This is a genomic window from Kitasatospora sp. RG8, assembly GCF_017813315.1.
GTDB lineage: Bacteria > Actinomycetota > Actinomycetes > Streptomycetales > Streptomycetaceae > Kitasatospora.
This window is the reverse complement of sequence record NZ_JAGIYX010000046.1, coordinates 1-16,942: the sequence shown is the minus strand read 5'-3', so window position 1 is coordinate 16,942 and position 16,942 is coordinate 1. Positions and strand designations below refer to the sequence as shown.

The window sequence follows — 16,942 nt, the reverse complement described above, 5'->3', positions numbered from 1 at the left end:
TGGGCTCTCGTAGTTTTGTGCCCAGGTGTGCACAGGCTGTGGAAAACCCCGGCCCGTGCGCGAACGGCTTCGGGTTGCGGCGGAGGGCGGTCGTCATGACGGCGGTATTCGGTGTGGACATCGGCGGTTCGGGCATCAAGGGCGCCCCCGTCGACCTCGGCCGGGGCGTGCTCGCCCAGGAGCGGCACAAGGTCCTCACCCCGCGGCCGTCCGCACCGGAGGCCGTGGTCGCCGCGGTCCGGGAGGTGGTCAGGCAGTTCGGCCACCGGGGCCCGGTCGGGCTGACCTTCCCCGGTGTGGTGGTGAACGGGCAGACCAGAACCGCGGCCAACGTCGACAAGGGCTGGATCGGCCTGGACGCCGCCGGCCTGTTCCGCGAGGCGCTCGACCTGCCGGCCACCGTCCTCAACGACGCCGACGCGGCCGGCTACGCCGAGCTCACCCACGGCGCCGGGCGCGACCAGGCGGGCGTGGTGCTGGTCCTCACCTTCGGCACCGGGATCGGCAGCGCCCTCTTCGTGGACGGCGTGCTGGTGCCCAACACCGAACTGGGCCACCTGGAACTGCGCGGCAAGGACGCCGAGCGGCGTGCCTCCTCGGCGGCCAAGGAGCGGCACGGGCTGAACTGGGAGCAGTGGGCGGGCCGGGTCGACGAGTACCTCGACCTGGTGGAGATGCTGTTCTCGCCGCAGCTGATCGTGATCGGCGGAGGGGTGAGCCGCAAGCACGAGAAGTTCATGCCGCTGCTGCGCGAGCGCGGGGCCAGGGTCGTCCCCGCGGAGCTGCGCAACGACGCGGGGATCGTCGGGGCGGCCATGGCGGCGGCGCGCGCCTGCGCCTGACCCTTCGCACCGCCCGGCCGGTCGTGCTGACGGGGGTGGCGGTCGGGCGCCCCCGTCAGCGGGCCCGGTGGATCCGGCGCTGGGCCACGAACCGGGCGAGGACGATCACGGCCGCCAGACCGGTGCCGGAGAACAGCCAGCCCGCCCGCAGGGCCAGGCCCGTCGCCAGCGCCACCACGTGCGCGGTCACCCCCGAGGAGGCGACCGGGCCGAGCATCAGCAGCGAGACGGCGAAGGCGATGGGCCCGCTGATCGGCGCGGCCAGCAGGTCGGCGAAGCGGACCCGGACGGCCAGCTGGAAGCAGACCACCAGGTAGCCGATGCCGAACAGCACCCCGAGCCCGCCGAAGACCAGCCGGTCCAGGCCGGCCACCGCGACGGTGGCGACCAGGGCGGCCACGCCGGTGCCGACCGCGGTCAGCCGGGTCGGCCGTCCGGTGCGCCGGCGCCCGTAGAGGCGGCCGTTCGGGCGGCCGTCACCGCGGGCGCCGGTGCGTTCGGCCCCCTGTCCGTCGGTGCGCCCGCCCGCCCGTTCCCCGGTCCGGTCGCCGGGGTGCGGACCGAACGACAGGCGCAGCCGGGACCGGGCCCCGCCGGGGCGGGCGCGGTCGGGCGTGCCGGCCACGGGGCGTAGCCGGGAGGCGGGGGCCGCGGGGTCTCCGGCCGCCCCGGTGGTCTCGGGGGCCCGCCCGGGCCCGGGGACGGCGGCCCCGGCCGCGCCGTTCGGCGGACGGCGTCTGGGCCCTGGCGGCTGGGTTCGGATGCTCTGCTCCACCCGCCCAACGTACGGTCCGATCATCGCCACACTGTGTAATGGCCCCCCGGGCCTTGAACCGTGTCTTCGAACGGAGTACTGGTGTGATCATTGCCCGACCACTTCAGGGGGACGCGTGACCAGGGAATTCGCCTTCGAACGGCTGCACCACGTCCAGCTCGACATCCCGGCCGGCGCGGAGGACGACTGCCGCGCTGTCTGGCACGGCGTGCTCGGCATGACGGAGCTGGCCAAGCCCCCGGTGCTGGCCGCCCGCGGCGGCTGCTGGTTCCGCGGCGGCGGGGTCGAGGTGCACCTGGGCGTGGTGCCGGAGTTCCGGCCCTCCCGCAAGGGGCACCCGGGCATCCAGGTGCAGGCGCTGGACGCGCTCGCCGAGCGGCTGGCCGCCCGTGGTCACGAGGTCGTCTGGGACGACAACCTGCCCGGCCACCGCCGCTTCCACTCCAGTGACGGCCTCGGCAACCGCCTGGAGTTCCTGGAGCCGCTACCGGCGGACGCCGACGTCTGACCGGCTGCCCGTAGACTGGGCGATCGGCCCGCACGGTGCCGACCCAACTCCTCCAAGCCCACGGGACTGCGCTTCATGTCGCTCACGATCGGAATCGTCGGCCTGCCGAACGTCGGCAAGTCGACCCTGTTCAACGCCCTGACCAAGAACGACGTGCTGGCGGCCAACTACCCGTTCGCCACCATCGAGCCGAACGTCGGCGTCGTCGGCGTCCCGGACGAGCGGCTGGCCAAGCTGGCCGAGATCTTCGGCTCGCAGCGCATCCTCCCGGCCACCGTCGACTTCGTCGACATCGCGGGCATCGTGCGCGGCGCCAGCGAGGGCGAGGGCCTGGGCAACAAGTTCCTCGCCAACATCCGCGAGTCGGACGCGATCTGCCAGGTCGTGCGCGCCTTCACCGACCCGGACGTGGTGCACGTGGACGGCAAGGTGTCGCCCAAGGACGACATCGAGACCATCCACACCGAGCTGATCCTGGCCGACCTCCAGACCATCGAGAAGGTGCTGCCCCGGCTCCAGAAGGAGGCGCGCCTGAAGAAGGACACCGCCCCCGTCCTGGCCGCCGCCGAGGCCGCCCAGGCGGTCCTGGAGACCGGCAAGACCCTCTTCGAGGCCGGCTTCGACACCGCCCCGATTCGCGAGCTGCACCTGCTGACCGCCAAGCCCTTCCTCTACGTCTTCAACGTGGACGAGGACGAGCTGGGCGACGAGGACTTCAAGAACGCCCAGCGCGAGCTGGTCGCCCCGGCCGAGGCGATCTTCCTCAACGCCAAGATCGAGTCCGAGCTGATCGAGCTGGACGACGCCGAGGCCCTGGAGCTGCTCCAGTCGATGGGCCAGGACGAGCCCGGTCTCGCCACCCTCGCCCGCGTCGGCTTCAACACCCTCGGCCTGCAGACCTACCTCACGGCCGGTCCGAAGGAAACCCGCGCCTGGACCATCAAGAAGGGCGCCACCGCCCCCGAGGCGGCCGGTGTGATCCACACCGACTTCCAGAAGGGCTTCATCAAGGCCGAGGTCATCTCCTTCGCCGACCTGGTCGAGACCGGCTCCATCGCCGAGGCCCGCTCGAAGGGCAAGGCCCGCATCGAGGGCAAGGAGTACGTCATGCAGGACGGCGACGTGGTGGAGTTCCGCTTCAACGTGTGAGCGTCCGGCCGCGCCGGGTCGGATCGACCTGTCAGGTGTGCAGGTGGGCCGGGGCCCGCCCCTTCCGGGGCGGGCCCCGGCCTCTTTCCGTGCGGGCCCGAACTCGGAGCGCCCCCGGGCCGGGCGGCGGGGCAGATGAGTACGTGTACTCATGTGCGCGGCGGGTGCCGCTCGGCAGACTCCGTGGCATGGAGAGCCAGCCTTCGGACCGCCCCGCACCGCCCGGTGACGGGTCGTCACGCCCCTGGGAGCCCGGCGGGGCGTCCCGCTGCCCCGACTGCGGGGCCGAGCTCGGCGAGCGGCCGCCTGCGCGGTGCCTCTCGTGCCGGTTGCCGCTGCGCGGTGACGTCGCGGCGCGGCTCTGGCGGGTCGAGCAGGGCCTGGCGGCGGTCGAGGAGCGTCGGGGGCAGTTGCTGGCCCAGCGGGAGGAACTGCTCGTCGCACTCCGCGCGCTCAGGTACGCCCCGGACCCGGCGCCCGTGCCGGGGTCCGGGTCGGTGTGGGCCGGCCCGCAGGGCGGGCGGCAGGCCGAGGTCTCCGGGCGGTCCGCGCAGACTGCGCTGCTGGTGCTCGGCGGCGCCCTCGTGGTGGTCGCCGCGCTGGTGTTCACCGTCGTCAGCTGGGGCCACCTGGGGATCGGCGGCCGCGCCGCCGTTCTGTTCGCGCTGACCGGATGCGCCCTCGCCGCGCCGCTCCCGCTGCGCCGCAGGGGACTCGCGGCCACCGCGGAGACCTTCGCCACCATCGGACTCGTCCTGGTGCTGCTGGACTGCTACGCCATGCGCGCCGGGGGCCTGGCCGGCGCGGGCGCCGTCGGGGCGCCCGGCTACTGGGCGGCGTGCACCGCCCTGGTCGCCGCCGGTTCGGCGGTGTACGGCGGTGCGACGCGGATGCGGGCGCCGCTGGTGGCGGGCTTCCTGCTCGGCCGGCTGCCCGCGCTGCTCGCCGTCCACGCGGTCGGGCTGGGCGGTCTCCTCGGCAACGCCACCGCGCTGGCCGCCACGACGGCCGCGGACTACGGGGTGCTCCGCTGGGCGTCCGCCCGCGACGGGCTGCGCGGCCGGCTCCGTCTCGACGGGCTGTTGCCGCCGGCCGGCGCGATCGCCGCGTTGTGGGGCCTGGCGGGCGGCGCGCTCGCCGTGGAGGCGTCGCTGGTGGCCGTGGTGCGCCGGACGGCGGCCGCCGTGGACGGCGGGACGATGGCGCCGGTCTGGGCCTGGCTTCCGCTCGGCGTACTCGCGCTGGTGGCGCTGGCCGTGGCGCGGCCGTACCCGGGGCCCGGGATCGCCGGGCTGACCGTCGGCGCCCGGGGGCTGGCGGCCGCTGTGGCCGGGGCGGCCGTCCTGGCGGCCGCGGGGGGACCGCTCGGCGCGCTCCTGCCGGCCGACTGGTGTGCGGTCGGCTACATGGTGCCGGCCGCGCTGCTCGCCGTCGGCGCGGGCGCGGCGCTCTCCCCGCGGGGCGGGCGTCCGTCCGGTGGGCCGGGAGCGGGCACCCCGGGCGTCGTCCCGACCGGACTGTTCCGGGCGGCGGGGCTGGTCCTGCTGGCCGGCTCGTTCCTGCCGCTCACCCGGCTGGTGCCCGCCCTCTTCGAGCCGCTCGCGCACCTCGCCGGGGCCTGGGCAACCCCGGCCCCGGCCGCACCCGCCTGGGCCTGGAAGGTCCCGGCGGCCGGGCTGACCGGCTACTGGCTGCTGATCGGGACCCTCGCCGCCCTCCGGGCGCTCGACGCCGAGGTCCTCCGGCCCGTGAGGCCCGAGCAGTCCGTGCAGTCCGAGCGGCCCGAGCACCCTGAGCGGTCCGTCAAGCCTGAGCACCCCGTGCAGCCCGCGAAGTCCGAGCGGCCCGGGGCGCCCGGGGCCACGGCCCGGCCGGAGGGGCCGCCGGCCTGGACGGACCCGGTCCTCGCGGTGGCCGCCGTCCCCGGGCTGGCCCTGCTGCCGGTGGCGTTCGGGCTGCCGTACGGCGCGGCGGCCGGCACCGCTGCCGCGCTGGCCGTCGCCGCCGCCGGGTGTGCGGTGCTCCGCCCGGCCAGGCCGGCCGGACCGGCCGCGCTGGTGGTGGCCGCCGCCCTCGCCCTGCTCTGGGCGCTCGCCGACCGCCCGGCCACGATCCTCGTGCTCGCCCTCGGCGCCGTCCTCGCCACGGCCCTGACGGTGACCCTGGCATCGACCAGGATCTCGGCCCGCATCTCGGCATGGATCACGGCCCGCACCCCGGCGGCGGGGGCGGCGCGCGCCACTACGGCAGGCGGGCTGCGGGCCGACGTCACGGCGGTCTGCGCCGTGCTGGCGCTGGGCGGCGAGGCGGTGGCCGCCGGGGCGACGGCGGGGCTCGCGCTCCCCGACATCGTGCTCGCCCTGCTCGCGGTCGCCGTCGGCTCGGCCCCGGTCGCGGCCCGGATCTCACCGCGACAGGTCTCCCGGGCGGTCGAGGGCACCGGCTACCTCCTGGCGGCCGTCGCCTGCACGCTGACAGCCGGCCACCCCGAGCGGCTCGCCCTCGTGCTGACCGTGGCCGGGGTGGCCGGGCTCGGGGTCGCGCTGCGTGCCGACCGCCGTCGGGCGGCCACCGTCACGGCGGTCGTCCTGCTGATCGCCGCCTCCTGGCTGCGGCTGGCGCTCTGGGACGTGCGGACGCCCGAGGCCTACAGTCTGACGGTGTCGGCGGCGGCCCTGGTGCTCGGCGTGCTCCGGCGCCGGCGTGATGCCGGTGCCAACTCCTGGGCGGCGTACGGTCCGGGGCTGGTGCTCGGACTGGCGCCCAGCCTGGTCGCGGTCTGGGCCGACGGGAACTGGCTGCGTCCGCTGCTGCTGGGCGGCGCGGCCGCCCTGGTGACCGTGCTGGGGGTCAGGCACCGGTTGCAGGGCCCGCTGCTGCTGGGCGGTGCGGTGCTGCTGCTCGTCGGAGTGCACGAGTTGGCGCCCACGGTCGTCCAGGTGCTCGGCCTGGTGCCGCGCTGGGTGCCGCTGGCCGCCGTCGGACTCCTGCTGCTCGCCCTGGGGGCGACGTACGAGCAGCGGCTGCGGGACGCCCGCCGCCTGCGGGCGGCGCTCGGCCGGCTGGGCTGACGGGGACTCCCCGCCCACGGGACGAACGGCGGACGGGCCGGGACGGAGCAGGTGCTGCCGTCCCGGCCCGCCGGCCTCGTGCGGAGGGTGCGGTGCGGAGGGTGCGGTCGGCTCAGCGGTCGCAGAGGGCGGTGGTGACGAGGCGGTTCATCGCGTCGCCGGCCGCCGCGGGAAGGGTGACGCTGGCGTTGACGGCCAGGGTGAGCTGCCGGCGTCCGTCCTTCGAGGTGAAGCTGAAGGTCGTGTAGCCGGCGACGCTGCCGGTGTGGCCGACCACGCGGCTGCCGTCCGCGCAGGCGGGGCGGGCCTCCAGGCCGAGCCCGTAGGTGCGGTGGTCGTCCCGGTCGGTCTGCTGCATCTCCTGCATCGCGCGCAGCTGCTCCGGCGGCAGCAGCTCGCCGCCGAACAGGGCCCGGTAGAACCGGTTCAGGTCGGAGGCGGTGGAGACGATCCCGCCGGCCGCCCAGTAGACGGAGGGGTTGAAGGTGGTGAGGTCGACCGGCGCGGCGCCCGGTCCGGCGAGCCACTCGTAGCCGTGCAGCTGCGGGCCGGGGAGCCGGTCGGAGCCGGGCAGCGACGTGTTCCTCAGGTGCAGCGGGTGCAGGATCCGCCGGGTGATCTCCTGGCTCAGGGGGCGGCCGGTGGTGTGCTCGACCAGCAGGCCGAGGACGAAGTAGTTGGTGTTGGAGTAGCCCCAGGAAGTGCCCGGCGCGAACTTCGGGCCGTGCTGCACGGCCAGGCCGATCAGCTGCTCCGGGGTGTAGGTGGTGTGCTGGGCGGCCTGCACGGCGCCGGGATCGGCCAGCAGCAGCTCGATGAAGTCGGTGAGCCCGGCGGTGTGGTTGAGCAGCTGGCGGACGGTGATGTGGTCGCCGTTCGGCAGCAGGCCGGGAAGGTGGCGCTCGATCGGGTCGTCCAGCCCGATCCGGCCCTCGGCCACCAGCTGGAGCACCACGGTGGAGGTGAAGCTCTTGGTCACGCTGCCGGCGCGGAACCTGTCCGAGGCCTGCGGGCGCTGCCGGCCGGCCAGGTCGGCGTAGCCGCTGACGCCCTGCCAGGTGCCGCGCTCGTCCCGGACCTCGGCGATCGCGCCGGGAGCCCCGCCGGCCACCGCCGCGTCGAGTGCCTGCTGGAGCTCGGCCCGGTCGGCGGCCCGGTCGGCGGGGCGGCCCTGCGCGACGGCGGAGCCGCCGAGCGGCGCGGCGACGGCCGGTGCGGCGGCGGGGACGAGGACGGCGGCGGCTATGAGCGCTGCGAGTGCCGCGGACTTGCGGTTCATCTGGGACCCCCCGTGGTCGTTGTCGGTACGGCACCAACGTAGGGCACCGGGGGCCGCCCGAGGATCATGGAAGGGGGCGCCGCGGGCCTGGTTTCCCCCTGATGCGGGGTCATGGTTCCGTCAGGGGTGGCCCTGATGATCCAGGCCGGAGCGGGTGGCCGGGGCGCGGGTGTCGCCGGCCGCCGGCCGCCCCGGTGGCGGGTGGAAATCGGAATGTCGTCTCTTACTTCTCCTGCACCGTAGGCGAGTTGATCAATCCGTGTGACCATGTCGCTGGCTGTCGATCATCGACTCGGGGGCGGGCGCACGGCCGTGACCACGCCGGCGTCGTCACCCCGGCCGGTGGCCGTCCGTATCTCCGCCGCCCGTCGCAGCGATGCGCGGGCGCGTACTCCGCGCGATCACAGGGGGAATTTCATGACTCGTCCGAACAGGCCTGCCCTGAGCCGCCGCACACTCCTGGGCGGCACCGCGGCGGCCGGGGTCGGCGCCGTCCTGGCGTCCGGCACCGCCGCCGCGGCGGACTCGGAGCGTCGGCGCAACCCGATCGACCAGGCCGCGGTCGACGCCGTCGCCGCCCGGCTCGACGGCGACCTGATCGCGCTGCGGCGCGACCTCCACCAGCACCCGGAGACGACGGGGACGGAGACGTACACCGCGGCCGCGGTGGCCGCGCGGCTGCGCGCCGCGGGCCTCGACGTGACCACCGGGGTGGGCCGCACGGTGAAGGACGGCAAGGAGGTGCCCGGCACCGGGGTGGTCGCGGTGCTGAGGGGCTCGCGCCCCGGGCGGACGGTGGCGTACCGGGCCGACATGGACGCGGTGCCCGGTGACGGGATCGTGCCCAAGGTGCCGGGTCCTCCGGCGCCGAACCAGCCGCCGGCGCACGCCTGCGGGCACGACCTCCACACCACGGTGGGCGTCGGCGTCGCCCAGACGCTGGCGCAGCTGCGGCACCGGTTGAGCGGCACGGTCGTGTTCTTCTTCCAGCCGGGCGAGGAAGGCCTGGTGGGCGCCCGGGCGATGATCGACGACGGGGTGCTGGAGACCACCGGCGCCGAGGAGATCCACGCCCTGCACTGCGGGCCGTACCCGGTGGGGCAGTTCGCCGTGACGCCGGGCAGCGGGCTGCCGGGCCAGGACTGGGCCGCCGTCACGCTGGCCGGGCCGGACGCGACCGCGGCGGCGGGCCGGCTGAAGGCCGAGATCGGCCGGCTCAGCACGGTCGCCCTGCCGCAGGGGCCCGCGGACCTGGAGAAGATGGTCGCGGACGTGCAGACCCCGGACGGGCCGCTGGCCCGGTTCGTGGTGACCGGGGGCAGGGTCAACGACCCGGATGCCGAGGGCCGGGTCAGGCTCGACGTGAAGTTCCGCTGCTGGCCGCAGGAGCGCAACGTCGAGATCCGGGAGAGGATCCGCCAGCTGGCGCAGTCGTACGCGGGGGCGGTGGTCACGTATCCGCGGGATCCGTTCCCGGCCCTGGTCTGCCCCGAGGACGACGCCAACGCCCTGGCCCGGCACCTGCGCCGGACGCTCGGCTCCGGCGGGGTGACGGTGAACCACGCCGCCTTCCCGTTCAACGGGGAGGACTACGCGCTGTTCATGGAGCGCATCCCGGGGACCTACACCTTCCTCGGGGTCCGCACGCCGGGCAGCGGGATCGAGACGAGCTACCCGCACTACGAGACGTTCGCCCCGGACGAGCGGGCCATCGGCGTCGGTGTCCGGGCGATGGCCGGCTGGCTCGCCACCCGCACCCGTCGCTAGGGGCCCGTCCCCGGGCTCCCGTCGGCCGGGCGCTTGAACTCCCGCATGCCGGGCGCCTGATGACGGCACCCGGGCTCCGCAGGGCCGGCGCCCGGGCGCCGGCCCCGCGGGCGGGCGTCAGGCGATGCGGACGGTCAGGGTGCCGTCGCCGGCGGCCGTGACGGTCACGCCCTCCAGGGTGGCGGCGTGTGCGGTCGGGTGGTGGGCGGCGGCGCGGGGGCCGATGCCGACGACGGGGATGCCGGCGGCCTTGGCGGCGGCGATGCCGGCCTCGGAGTCCTCGAAGGCGAGGCAGTCGGCGGGGGAGAGGCCGAGGGCGGCCGCGCCCTTCAGGAAGCCCTCGGGGTCGGGCTTGCCCGCGCCGACCGATTCGGCGGTGATCAGGACCGGCGGGAGCGGGAGGCCGGCGGCGGCCATCCGGACCTCGGCGAGCGGCTCGTCGGCGGAGGTGACCAGGGCGTGCGGGAGGCCGGCCAGCGCGGCGAGGAACGCGGCGGCGCCGGGGACGGGTACGACGCCCTCGGTGTCGGCCCGCTCCTCGGCGAGCATGCGGCGGTTCTCGGCGAGGTTGACGTCGGCCGGGCGCCCGGGCAGCAGGACGGCCATGGTGGTGTGGCCCTGGCGGCCGTGGGCGATGCGGAGCACCTCGACCGGGTCGAGGCCGTGCTCCCGGGCCCAGCGGCGCCAGCAGCGTTCGACGACGGCGTCGGAGTTGACCAGGGTGCCGTCCATGTCCAGCAGGAGGGCGCGGGTGGTCATCGGCAGGCCGGGGGTGGCGGGGCCGGAGGCGGTGGCGAGCGCGGGGGTGGCGGCGGGCATGGGGCGGCTCCTCGCGGGCGGGGCCCAGAGAGTGCGAGTCGATTGTTCAGTCAGGATACAAAAGATCAGCCCAGCAGGTGGGCGTTGACCGCGCGGGCCTGCGCGGCCAGCTCCGGCAGCTCCACCACCTCGACCCCGGCCGCCTCCAGCAGCGCCGTCCCCTGGGTCTCGGCGACGAAGGTGGCCGGCTCGCTCCAGGCGACCACCACGCGCGGGACGCCCGCGGCGACCAGCAGCCGGGCGCAGGGGTGCGGCCGCGAGGCGCGCTGGCCGCAGGGCTCCAGCGAGCTGTAGACGGTTGCGCCGTGCAGCCGGGGGTCGCCGGCCGGGAGCTTGGCCAGGGCCGCCTCCTCGGCGTGGTCGTGCGGGTCGGTCTCCCGGCTCCAGCCCTCGGCGAGCACCTCGCCGTCCGCGCCGACGATCACCGCGCCGACCGAGAACGCGGTCGTGGACGGCGGGCAGCGGCGGGAGAGCTCGACGGCCCGCCGCAGGAAGCGGAGGTCGGACGGGTCGGTGGTCACGGGGCGGGCTCCTTCGGGGCGTACCTGAGCAGGACGACGTCGCCCACCGTACGTGCCTCCAGCAGCCGCATCCGGCGGGCCGGGCCGCCGGGGAAGGCCGCCGGGTGGACGAAGCGGGGCGCGTCCGCCTGACCGACCAGCAGCGGGGCGACGGCCAGCTGGAGTTCGTCGGCCAGCCCCTGGGCGAGGAACTGGGTGTGCACGCTGCCGCCGCCCTCGACCATCAGCCGGCGCACCCCGCGGGCGCCGAGGTCGTCCAGCACCGCCTCCAACCCGACCGCCGCACCCAGTGCCACCACCTCGGCCAGCCCGTCCAGGGCGGGCCGCAGCGCGGCGGCGCCCGCGTCCGTGGAGTAGGCGAGCCGGTCGCCGCCGGTGTGCCAGAAGCGCAGCGACCGGTCGAGGGCGCCGCTCGCGCTGAGCGTGACCTTCAGCGGGTACTCGGGCCGGCCGGCGGCGAGCCGGGCGGCCCGCCGGGCGGGGTCGTTGACCAGCAGCCGGGGGTTGTCCGCGCGCAGCGTGTTGCCGCCCACCAGGATCGCGTCGCTGGCGGCGCGCTCCTCGTCCACCCGGTCGAAGTCGGCCGGGTTGGAGAGCAGCAGCCGCTCGGGGGAGGCGTCGTCGAGGTGCCCGTCGAGTGACATCGCGGCACTCAACAGGACGAAGGGGCGGCGGCCGGGCATGGTGGGAACCGTTCTCTCGGGTGCCCGTCCACCGTACGGCCCGGCCGTGTGCGCCGGACGCGCGAGGGCTGCTGTTCGTCCGGTGGCCCGGTCCCGGAGGGGCGGCGTTCGCCGGGGGGCTCCACCCTGGTCCGGACCTCGCACCGCCCCCACGTCGAAGGGCCGTCCCCGTGTCCCGTCTCTCCCGCGGTCTGCTGCCGCCGGCCGTCGCCGTCGCCGTCGCCGTCGCCGCACTGCCGGTCCTCGCGCTGCCCGCCGGCTCCGCCGCCGCCGTGACGTACGGAACCCCCGTGATCACCCTCTCGGCCGGGTACCTCTCCGGCGCGGTCGGCGCCACCGGTGACCCGACCGTCACCGTCACCGTCTCGCAGAGCGGCGCGGCGGCCTCCGCGCTGACGGTGGCCGCCTCGGCGACCACCCGCAGCTCGGTCGCCCGGACCGGCGACGTCACCGTCACGGGCACCGCGGGCACCCGCACCCTCGCGGTCGCCGCGCGGGGCGTCGGCTACACCGACCTCACCGTCAAGGTCACCGGTCTGGGCGGCAGGACCGCGACGAAGACGCTGCACTACGCGGCCTCGCCCGCCGTCCGGTTCGCGGCCGAGAGCCGCTACCTGACCGGCTCCAGCGATGCCTCGGCGGCGGTGGACGCGGGCGGCGGCCACATCCTCGTGGCCGACGACGAGTCCAACGTGCTGCGGCTGTACGACCGGAACGCCTCGGGCGCGCCCGTCCGCACCTGGGACTTCGGCTCGGCGCTCGGCGTCTCCAAGGAGATCGACATCGAGGGCGCCACCCGGGTCGGGAACACCGTCTACTGGACCGGTTCGCTGGGCAACAGCAAGGACGGCGTGGTCAAGCCCGACCGGCACACCGTCTTCGCCACCACCGTCAGCGGCTCGGGCGCGGACACGCAGCTCACGCCGGCCGGCAAGTACACCGGCCTGCGCGACGACCTGATCGCCTGGGACCGCGCCAACGGCAACCGCTACGGCTTCGCGGCCGGCGCGGCGGACGGCCAGGTGCCCAAGCAGATCGACGGGTTCAACGTCGAGGGCCTGGAGTTCGCGCCGGGCAGCTCCACCACCGCGTACGTGGGCTTCCGCGCGCCGCTCGCCCCGGCGGTCACCGGCGGCCGGGCGCTGATCGTGCCGGTCACCAACTTCTCGTCGCTGCCGGGCGGTTCGGTGCACGCCGCGTTCGGCGCCCCGATCGAGCTGGACCTCGGCGGGCTCTCGGTCCGCGACCTGCGCCGCAACGCGCTCGGCCAGTACCTGATCGTGGCCGGCTCCTGGGCGGCGGACGACAACTCCGACCCGTACGCGCTCTACCGCTGGGACGGGCGGCCCGGTTCGCAGCCGGTCAAGGTGCTGGACCTGCCGACCAGCGACGCCGGCGGGTGGGAGGCCGTGCCGGACGTCCCGGACCTCACCGCCCCCGGCGCCCGGGTGCAGCTGATCACCGACGACGGCTCGGCCGACCTGTACGGCGACGGCACCGCGGCCAAGGACCTCACCCACCCGGAGTGGAAGAAGTCCCGCACCACCTGGTTCACCGTCAACTAGGCGCAGGAGCGGCGCGGAAGTCCCCGACCGCAGGCCGGCCGGGGGCTTCCGCGCATTTCGGAGTGATCGAAATATGAGACGAATCTTCTCGTCATGCGGGACGAGGAGTAGCGTCGGAGGCGTCGGAGAACCGAGACCGCCTCAGGGGGACGCCATGACCGGACCGCAGCCCGCCACCGCCTACACGCACGGCCACCAGGAGTCGGTGCTGCGCTCGCACCGCTCCCGCACCGCCGCCGACTCGGCCGCCTACCTGGTGCCCCACCTGCGACCCGGGCAGGCCGTGCTGGACGTCGGCTGCGGCCCCGGCACCATCACCGCCGACCTGGCCGAACTGGTCGGCCCCACCGGGCGGGTGGTGGCCGTGGACACCTCGGCCGAGGTGCTGGAGGCGGCGGCCCGCCACGCCGCCGCGCGGGGCCTGTCCAACGTGGTCTTCGAGGTCGCCGACGTGCACGGACTGCCCTACGCGGACGGGGAGTTCGACGTGGTCCACGCCCACCAGGTGCTGCAGCACGTGGGCGATCCGGTGGCCGCGCTGCGGGAGATGCGCCGGGTGACGGCGCCGGGTGGCGTGGTCGCGGCCCGGGACGTCGACTACGCGAGCATGACCTGGTACCCGGAGGTGCCCGAACTGGACCGCTGGCTGGACCTGTACCGGCGGATCGCCCGTGCCAACGGCGGCGAGCCGGATGCCGGGCGGCGGCTGATGTCCTGGGCCGGGGAAGCGGGCTTCACCGAGGTCACCGCCTCGTCCAGCACTTGGACGTTCGCGACGCCCGAGCGCCGGGAGTGGTGGGGCGGCATGTGGGCCGACCGGACGGTGGCCTCCAGCACGGCCGGGACGGCGGTGGCGAAGGGGCTGGCGGACCGGGCGGAGCTGGAGCGGATCGCGGGCGGCTGGCGGGAGTGGGCGAAGGCGGAGGACGGCTGGTTCGCGATGCTGCACGGGGAGGTGCTGGCGCGCGGGTAGGCAGGGGCCGGCGGGCAGGGAAAAGAACGGGAGGGTGTTCGGCAAGATCGGGTAAAGTCGCGCGTCCGTTCCCATCGCAGCAGTGTGCTCCGCCTGCGGAACGTTCGAGTCGAACCGCAGAGCTGATGCCCGTGACCGGCGGGCGGGGGAGTCCACGTGTCCAAGCCCGAGCCCGACGCGCCCGTTCCCGCGCCGCCCGTTCCCGCGTCGGACGTTCCTGCGTTGGATGGTCCCGCGTCGGACGTTCCCGCGTTGGACGTTCCCGCGTTGGACGTTCCCGCGTTGGACGTTCCCGTGACGGAGGTTCCCGCGGCCGGTGGCCCGGTGGCGGACGTTCCGGTGACGGGGGTCCCGGCCGCGGACGCCCCCGCACCGGACGTCCCCGCACCGGACGCTCCCGCACCGGAGGCTGCTCCGGCCGACCGCGTGGAGCTGACCAAGCCGGCCGCAACGGACGCCGAGCCGCCGGTCCCGGCCCCGTCGGCCCCGGACGCCGCCCCGGCCGGGGACACGCCCGCGGCGGACGCCCCGCCGGTCCCGGACGCCCCGCCCGTCCCGCTCGCCGAGCCCGTCGACCCCTGGGCCGTCCCCGGCCCCATCGCGACCGGTGCGCCCGCCGGCGCCCCGGTGCCCCCGGTGCCCCCGGCCTTCGGGCCGCCCGTCGGGCCTCCGCCCACCGGTACGGGCTGGGCCGCCGTCCCGCCCGGCTCGATGTCCGGTTTCCAGCCCGGACACCCCTACCTGCCGGCCTCCGAGGCCACCAACGGCTTCGCCGTCGCCTCGCTGGTCACCGGCCTGTTCTGCATGTGGCCGCTGGCCATCGCCTTCGGCATCGTCGCGCTGGTCCAGATCCACAAGCGCAACGAGCGCGGCCGCGGCATGGCCGTGACCGGCTTGGTCCTCGGCTCGCTCGGGGCGCTCGCCGTCCTGTTCGGCGTCATCGCCGTGCTCGTCGCCGGCGTCGAGGCGCGCGACGACGCCGCCGACCGGCCGGCCCGCACCCCGAAGGCGCCGGCGGGCTCCGTGCTCTGGTCCTCGCTCAAGTCCGGCGACTGCTACAACCCGCCGGGGGACCAGGCCGGCTCCGACCCCTCGGAGGTCGACCAGACGGTCTTCTGGGTGATGAAGGTGCCGTGCATGCTCCCGCACCACGGCGAGGTGGCCGGCACCGCCCGGATCCCGGAGAGCGACGGTCCGGCCTACCCGGGCGAGACCCACGTCCGCGACCGCGCCGCCACGCTCTGCGGCCCGGTGCTCGACGAGTACGCCCTCGACTACTGGGCCGTGCCGGACGGCATGGACGAGGTCTACCTCTACCCGAGCCGCGCCAACTGGAAGTCCGGCGAGCGCTACGTCACCTGCACCTACGAGGACCGCGACGCCCAGCACCGCGGCAGCGTCCGGACCGACCGCGCCGTCCTGAACCCTGCCCAGCTCGCCTACCTGGAGGCCGCCCGGGCCTTCAACAACGCGTACTGGAACGAGCCGCAGACCGAGATCGCCGAGTCTCACTCCGCGTACTCGGCGTGGGCCCGGCAGATGGCGGACGCCTCCCGCAAGGAGGCCGAGGACCTCTCCAAGGGGTCGACACTCTGGCCGGAGGGCGCCAAGGCCAAGGTGGCCGAGCTGGCGGCCGCCCAGCGGGAGGCCGCCACGGCCTGGGACACCGCGGCCAGGTCGGCCGACGACACCGCGCTCGAACGCGAGGTGCGGCGGGCGAAGACGCTGGTGACCAGGTCGGCCAAGCTGACCGTCGAGATCCGCCGCAGCCTCGGCCTCTCGACCGGCGAGCAGGTCGGCGAGATCCAGACCTGACCACCTGTCCGGGCCTGCCCTGTCCGGCCCGCCGGCCCCGGTGCGGGGCCGGCGCCGGCGGTCACGTCTTACCGGCCGTTAACAGGGCCCGTACCTGCCGGTAGCGGGCCGGGCGTAGCGTCCGGTGGACGCCGCCCCCGGCCCGACCCCCACGCGGGCCGGGGGCGTTCCCGCGGCCACCCGTCGGATACCCCCTACGCTCGCAGGCATGGACACCTTTCGGGTGATGCGGCAGGACGACAACGGCAACCGCTTCCTGGTCGCCGGCGGGCTGGAGCGGGCCGGGGCCGAGCGGCTGGCCGCCGAGTTCGAGGCGCGCGGCCACAAGCAGCTGTACTGGGTGGAGGGCGGGGCGCCCGGGGGTTCTAAGGTCGGGGCCATGGAGAACCGGATCGTCGTCGGCGGCGCCCTCGTCCACCGTGGCCGGGTGCTGGCCGCCCGTCGTAGCGCACCGGCCGAGGTGGCGGGGCGCTGGGAGTTCCCGGGCGGCAAGGCCGAGCCCGGCGAGACCGAGGAGCAGGCCCTGGAGCGGGAGCTGCTGGAGGAGCTGGGCGTCCGGGCACGGGCGGTGGAGCGGCTGCCCGGTGCGTGGCTGGTCCGGCCGGGCCTGGAGCTGCACATCTGGGGGGCCGAGCTGCTCTCGGGCGACCCCCGGCCGCTGGAGGACCACGACGAGCTGCGCTGGCTCGGCCCGCAGGAGCTGGACGACGTCGACTGGCTGGACCACGACCGGGCCGTCCTCCCGGACGTCGCCCGGCTGCTCGACGCGGCGCACACCGCCCCCTGACCGTCGCACCGGCCCCTGGCCCGTGACCGTCGCACCGCTCCCTGGCGCGCGCCCCTCCGCCGTCTTCCGCCGCCCGTCCGTACCGCGGACCCGGGAGGCGGAACAGTCGCGGCCGCGACGCGCAATACGCCGGGTAGGTCAATCGGAAAAGCCGACGCGGAAGCCGGGATAGCCTGGGTTGTGCTGGGTATGTCACTTTTCGGCACTATTCGTCACCATCGGTGAGCCGCCCCCAGCCGGCGCCGCCGATCCCGACCAGAGCCGGAGGCCCCGTCGGTGTCGAGTACCGGTAACGGCGGCGGGGGAGCGCGACGCGCGGGCAGCGGGGGGAGCGCGGCCGCCCGCGCCCGGCTGCGCCGCGGCCCGCGCCCGGGCCAGCCGCAGCCGC

12 protein-coding genes and 1 pseudogene are annotated in these 16,942 nt (G+C 75.7%); 9 read left to right on the top strand and 4 right to left on the bottom strand.

All coding sequences use genetic code 11. The features are described from left to right. Positions 1 to 95 precede the first annotated feature (95 nt). A complete protein-coding gene (gene ppgK / locus J5Y04_RS38380; protein ID WP_209417172.1) occupies positions 96 to 842 on the top strand; it encodes a polyphosphate--glucose phosphotransferase in 747 nt (248 codons plus the stop codon). 55 nt (positions 843 to 897) lie between these two features. Here ppgK and J5Y04_RS38375 read toward each other — a convergent pair whose 3' ends face one another. Next, on the bottom strand, positions 898 to 1,467 hold the full coding sequence (locus J5Y04_RS38375; RefSeq protein WP_209417171.1) for a DUF6542 domain-containing protein: 570 nt from the start codon (positions 1,465 to 1,467) through the stop codon (positions 898 to 900). Between the two features lie 265 nt (positions 1,468 to 1,732). On the opposite strand from J5Y04_RS38375, the gene J5Y04_RS38370 reads away from it, so the two are divergent. From J5Y04_RS38370 to J5Y04_RS38360, 3 genes are all read left to right on the top strand, one after another. After that, on the top strand, positions 1,733 to 2,125 hold the full coding sequence (locus J5Y04_RS38370; protein WP_307853521.1) for a glyoxalase: 393 nt from the start codon (positions 1,733 to 1,735) through the stop codon (positions 2,123 to 2,125). Between the two features lie 75 nt (positions 2,126 to 2,200). Next, on the top strand, positions 2,201 to 3,274 hold the full coding sequence (ychF, locus tag J5Y04_RS38365) for a redox-regulated ATPase YchF (protein ID WP_209417170.1): 1,074 nt from the start codon (positions 2,201 to 2,203) through the stop codon (positions 3,272 to 3,274). Between the two features lie 188 nt (positions 3,275 to 3,462). Then, complete coding sequence (locus tag J5Y04_RS38360; RefSeq protein ID WP_209417169.1) at positions 3,463 to 6,345, top strand: SCO7613 C-terminal domain-containing membrane protein; 2,883 nt, start codon at positions 3,463 to 3,465, stop codon at positions 6,343 to 6,345. Between the two features lie 112 nt (positions 6,346 to 6,457). Here J5Y04_RS38360 and J5Y04_RS38355 read toward each other — a convergent pair whose 3' ends face one another. Then, positions 6,458 to 7,624: a serine hydrolase gene (locus tag J5Y04_RS38355; protein WP_209417168.1), complete on the bottom strand. Its 1,167-nt coding sequence runs from the start codon at positions 7,622 to 7,624 to the stop codon at positions 6,458 to 6,460. Positions 7,625 to 8,041: 417 nt separating this feature from the next. Between J5Y04_RS38355 and J5Y04_RS38350 the strand changes: the two genes are divergently transcribed. After that, the gene (locus J5Y04_RS38350; RefSeq protein WP_209417167.1) at positions 8,042 to 9,391 is read left to right on the top strand and encodes a M20 family metallopeptidase; all 1,350 of its coding nucleotides are present in this window, start codon (positions 8,042 to 8,044) and stop codon (positions 9,389 to 9,391) included. Between the two features lie 117 nt (positions 9,392 to 9,508). On the opposite strand, the gene J5Y04_RS38345 is transcribed toward J5Y04_RS38350, so the two are convergent. Beyond that, entirely contained in the window at positions 9,509 to 10,150 is a 642-nt protein-coding gene (locus J5Y04_RS38345; protein ID WP_209417194.1) for an HAD-IA family hydrolase, read from the bottom strand. Between the two features lie 125 nt (positions 10,151 to 10,275). Beyond that, positions 10,276 to 11,414 (bottom strand): annotated as a pseudogene (locus J5Y04_RS42590) (dihydrofolate reductase family protein). A 170-nt stretch (positions 11,415 to 11,584) separates the two neighbouring features. On the opposite strand from J5Y04_RS42590, the gene J5Y04_RS38330 reads away from it, so the two are divergent. The 4 genes from J5Y04_RS38330 (at position 11,585) to J5Y04_RS38315 (ending at position 16,554) form a co-directional block, all read left to right on the top strand. Further along, entirely contained in the window at positions 11,585 to 12,979 is a 1,395-nt protein-coding gene (locus tag J5Y04_RS38330) for a hypothetical protein (protein ID WP_374106208.1), read from the top strand. A gap of 154 nt (positions 12,980 to 13,133) precedes the next feature. Continuing rightward, entirely contained in the window at positions 13,134 to 13,952 is an 819-nt protein-coding gene (locus tag J5Y04_RS38325) for a methyltransferase domain-containing protein (protein ID WP_209417164.1), read from the top strand. A gap of 294 nt (positions 13,953 to 14,246) precedes the next feature. Next, positions 14,247 to 15,767, top strand: coding sequence for a DUF4190 domain-containing protein (locus J5Y04_RS38320; RefSeq protein ID WP_209417163.1), 1,521 nt, complete (start codon positions 14,247 to 14,249; stop codon positions 15,765 to 15,767). Between the two features lie 379 nt (positions 15,768 to 16,146). Beyond that, positions 16,147 to 16,554 (top strand): NUDIX domain-containing protein, encoded by a 408-nt coding sequence (locus J5Y04_RS38315; RefSeq protein ID WP_209417192.1) that lies wholly within the window; start codon positions 16,147 to 16,149, stop codon positions 16,552 to 16,554. Positions 16,555 to 16,942 lie beyond the last annotated feature (388 nt).

What these genes read in the sequence shown, in the direction of transcription:
- ychF (WP_209417170.1), top strand. Translation starts at nt 2,201, where the DNA reads ATGTCGCTCACGATCGGAATCGTCGGCCTGCCGAACGTCGGCAAGTCG.
- J5Y04_RS38345 (WP_209417194.1), bottom strand. Translation starts at nt 10,150, where the DNA reads ATGACCACCCGCGCCCTCCTGCTGGACATGGACGGCACCCTGGTCAAC.
- J5Y04_RS38355 (WP_209417168.1), bottom strand. Translation starts at nt 7,624, where the DNA reads ATGAACCGCAAGTCCGCGGCACTCGCAGCGCTCATAGCCGCCGCCGTC.
- J5Y04_RS38325 (WP_209417164.1), top strand. Translation starts at nt 13,134, where the DNA reads ATGACCGGACCGCAGCCCGCCACCGCCTACACGCACGGCCACCAGGAG.
- J5Y04_RS38350 (WP_209417167.1), top strand. Translation starts at nt 8,042, where the DNA reads ATGACTCGTCCGAACAGGCCTGCCCTGAGCCGCCGCACACTCCTGGGC.
- J5Y04_RS38315 (WP_209417192.1), top strand. Translation starts at nt 16,147, where the DNA reads ATGGAGAACCGGATCGTCGTCGGCGGCGCCCTCGTCCACCGTGGCCGG.
- ppgK (WP_209417172.1), top strand. Translation starts at nt 96, where the DNA reads ATGACGGCGGTATTCGGTGTGGACATCGGCGGTTCGGGCATCAAGGGC.
- J5Y04_RS38360 (WP_209417169.1), top strand. Translation starts at nt 3,463, where the DNA reads ATGGAGAGCCAGCCTTCGGACCGCCCCGCACCGCCCGGTGACGGGTCG.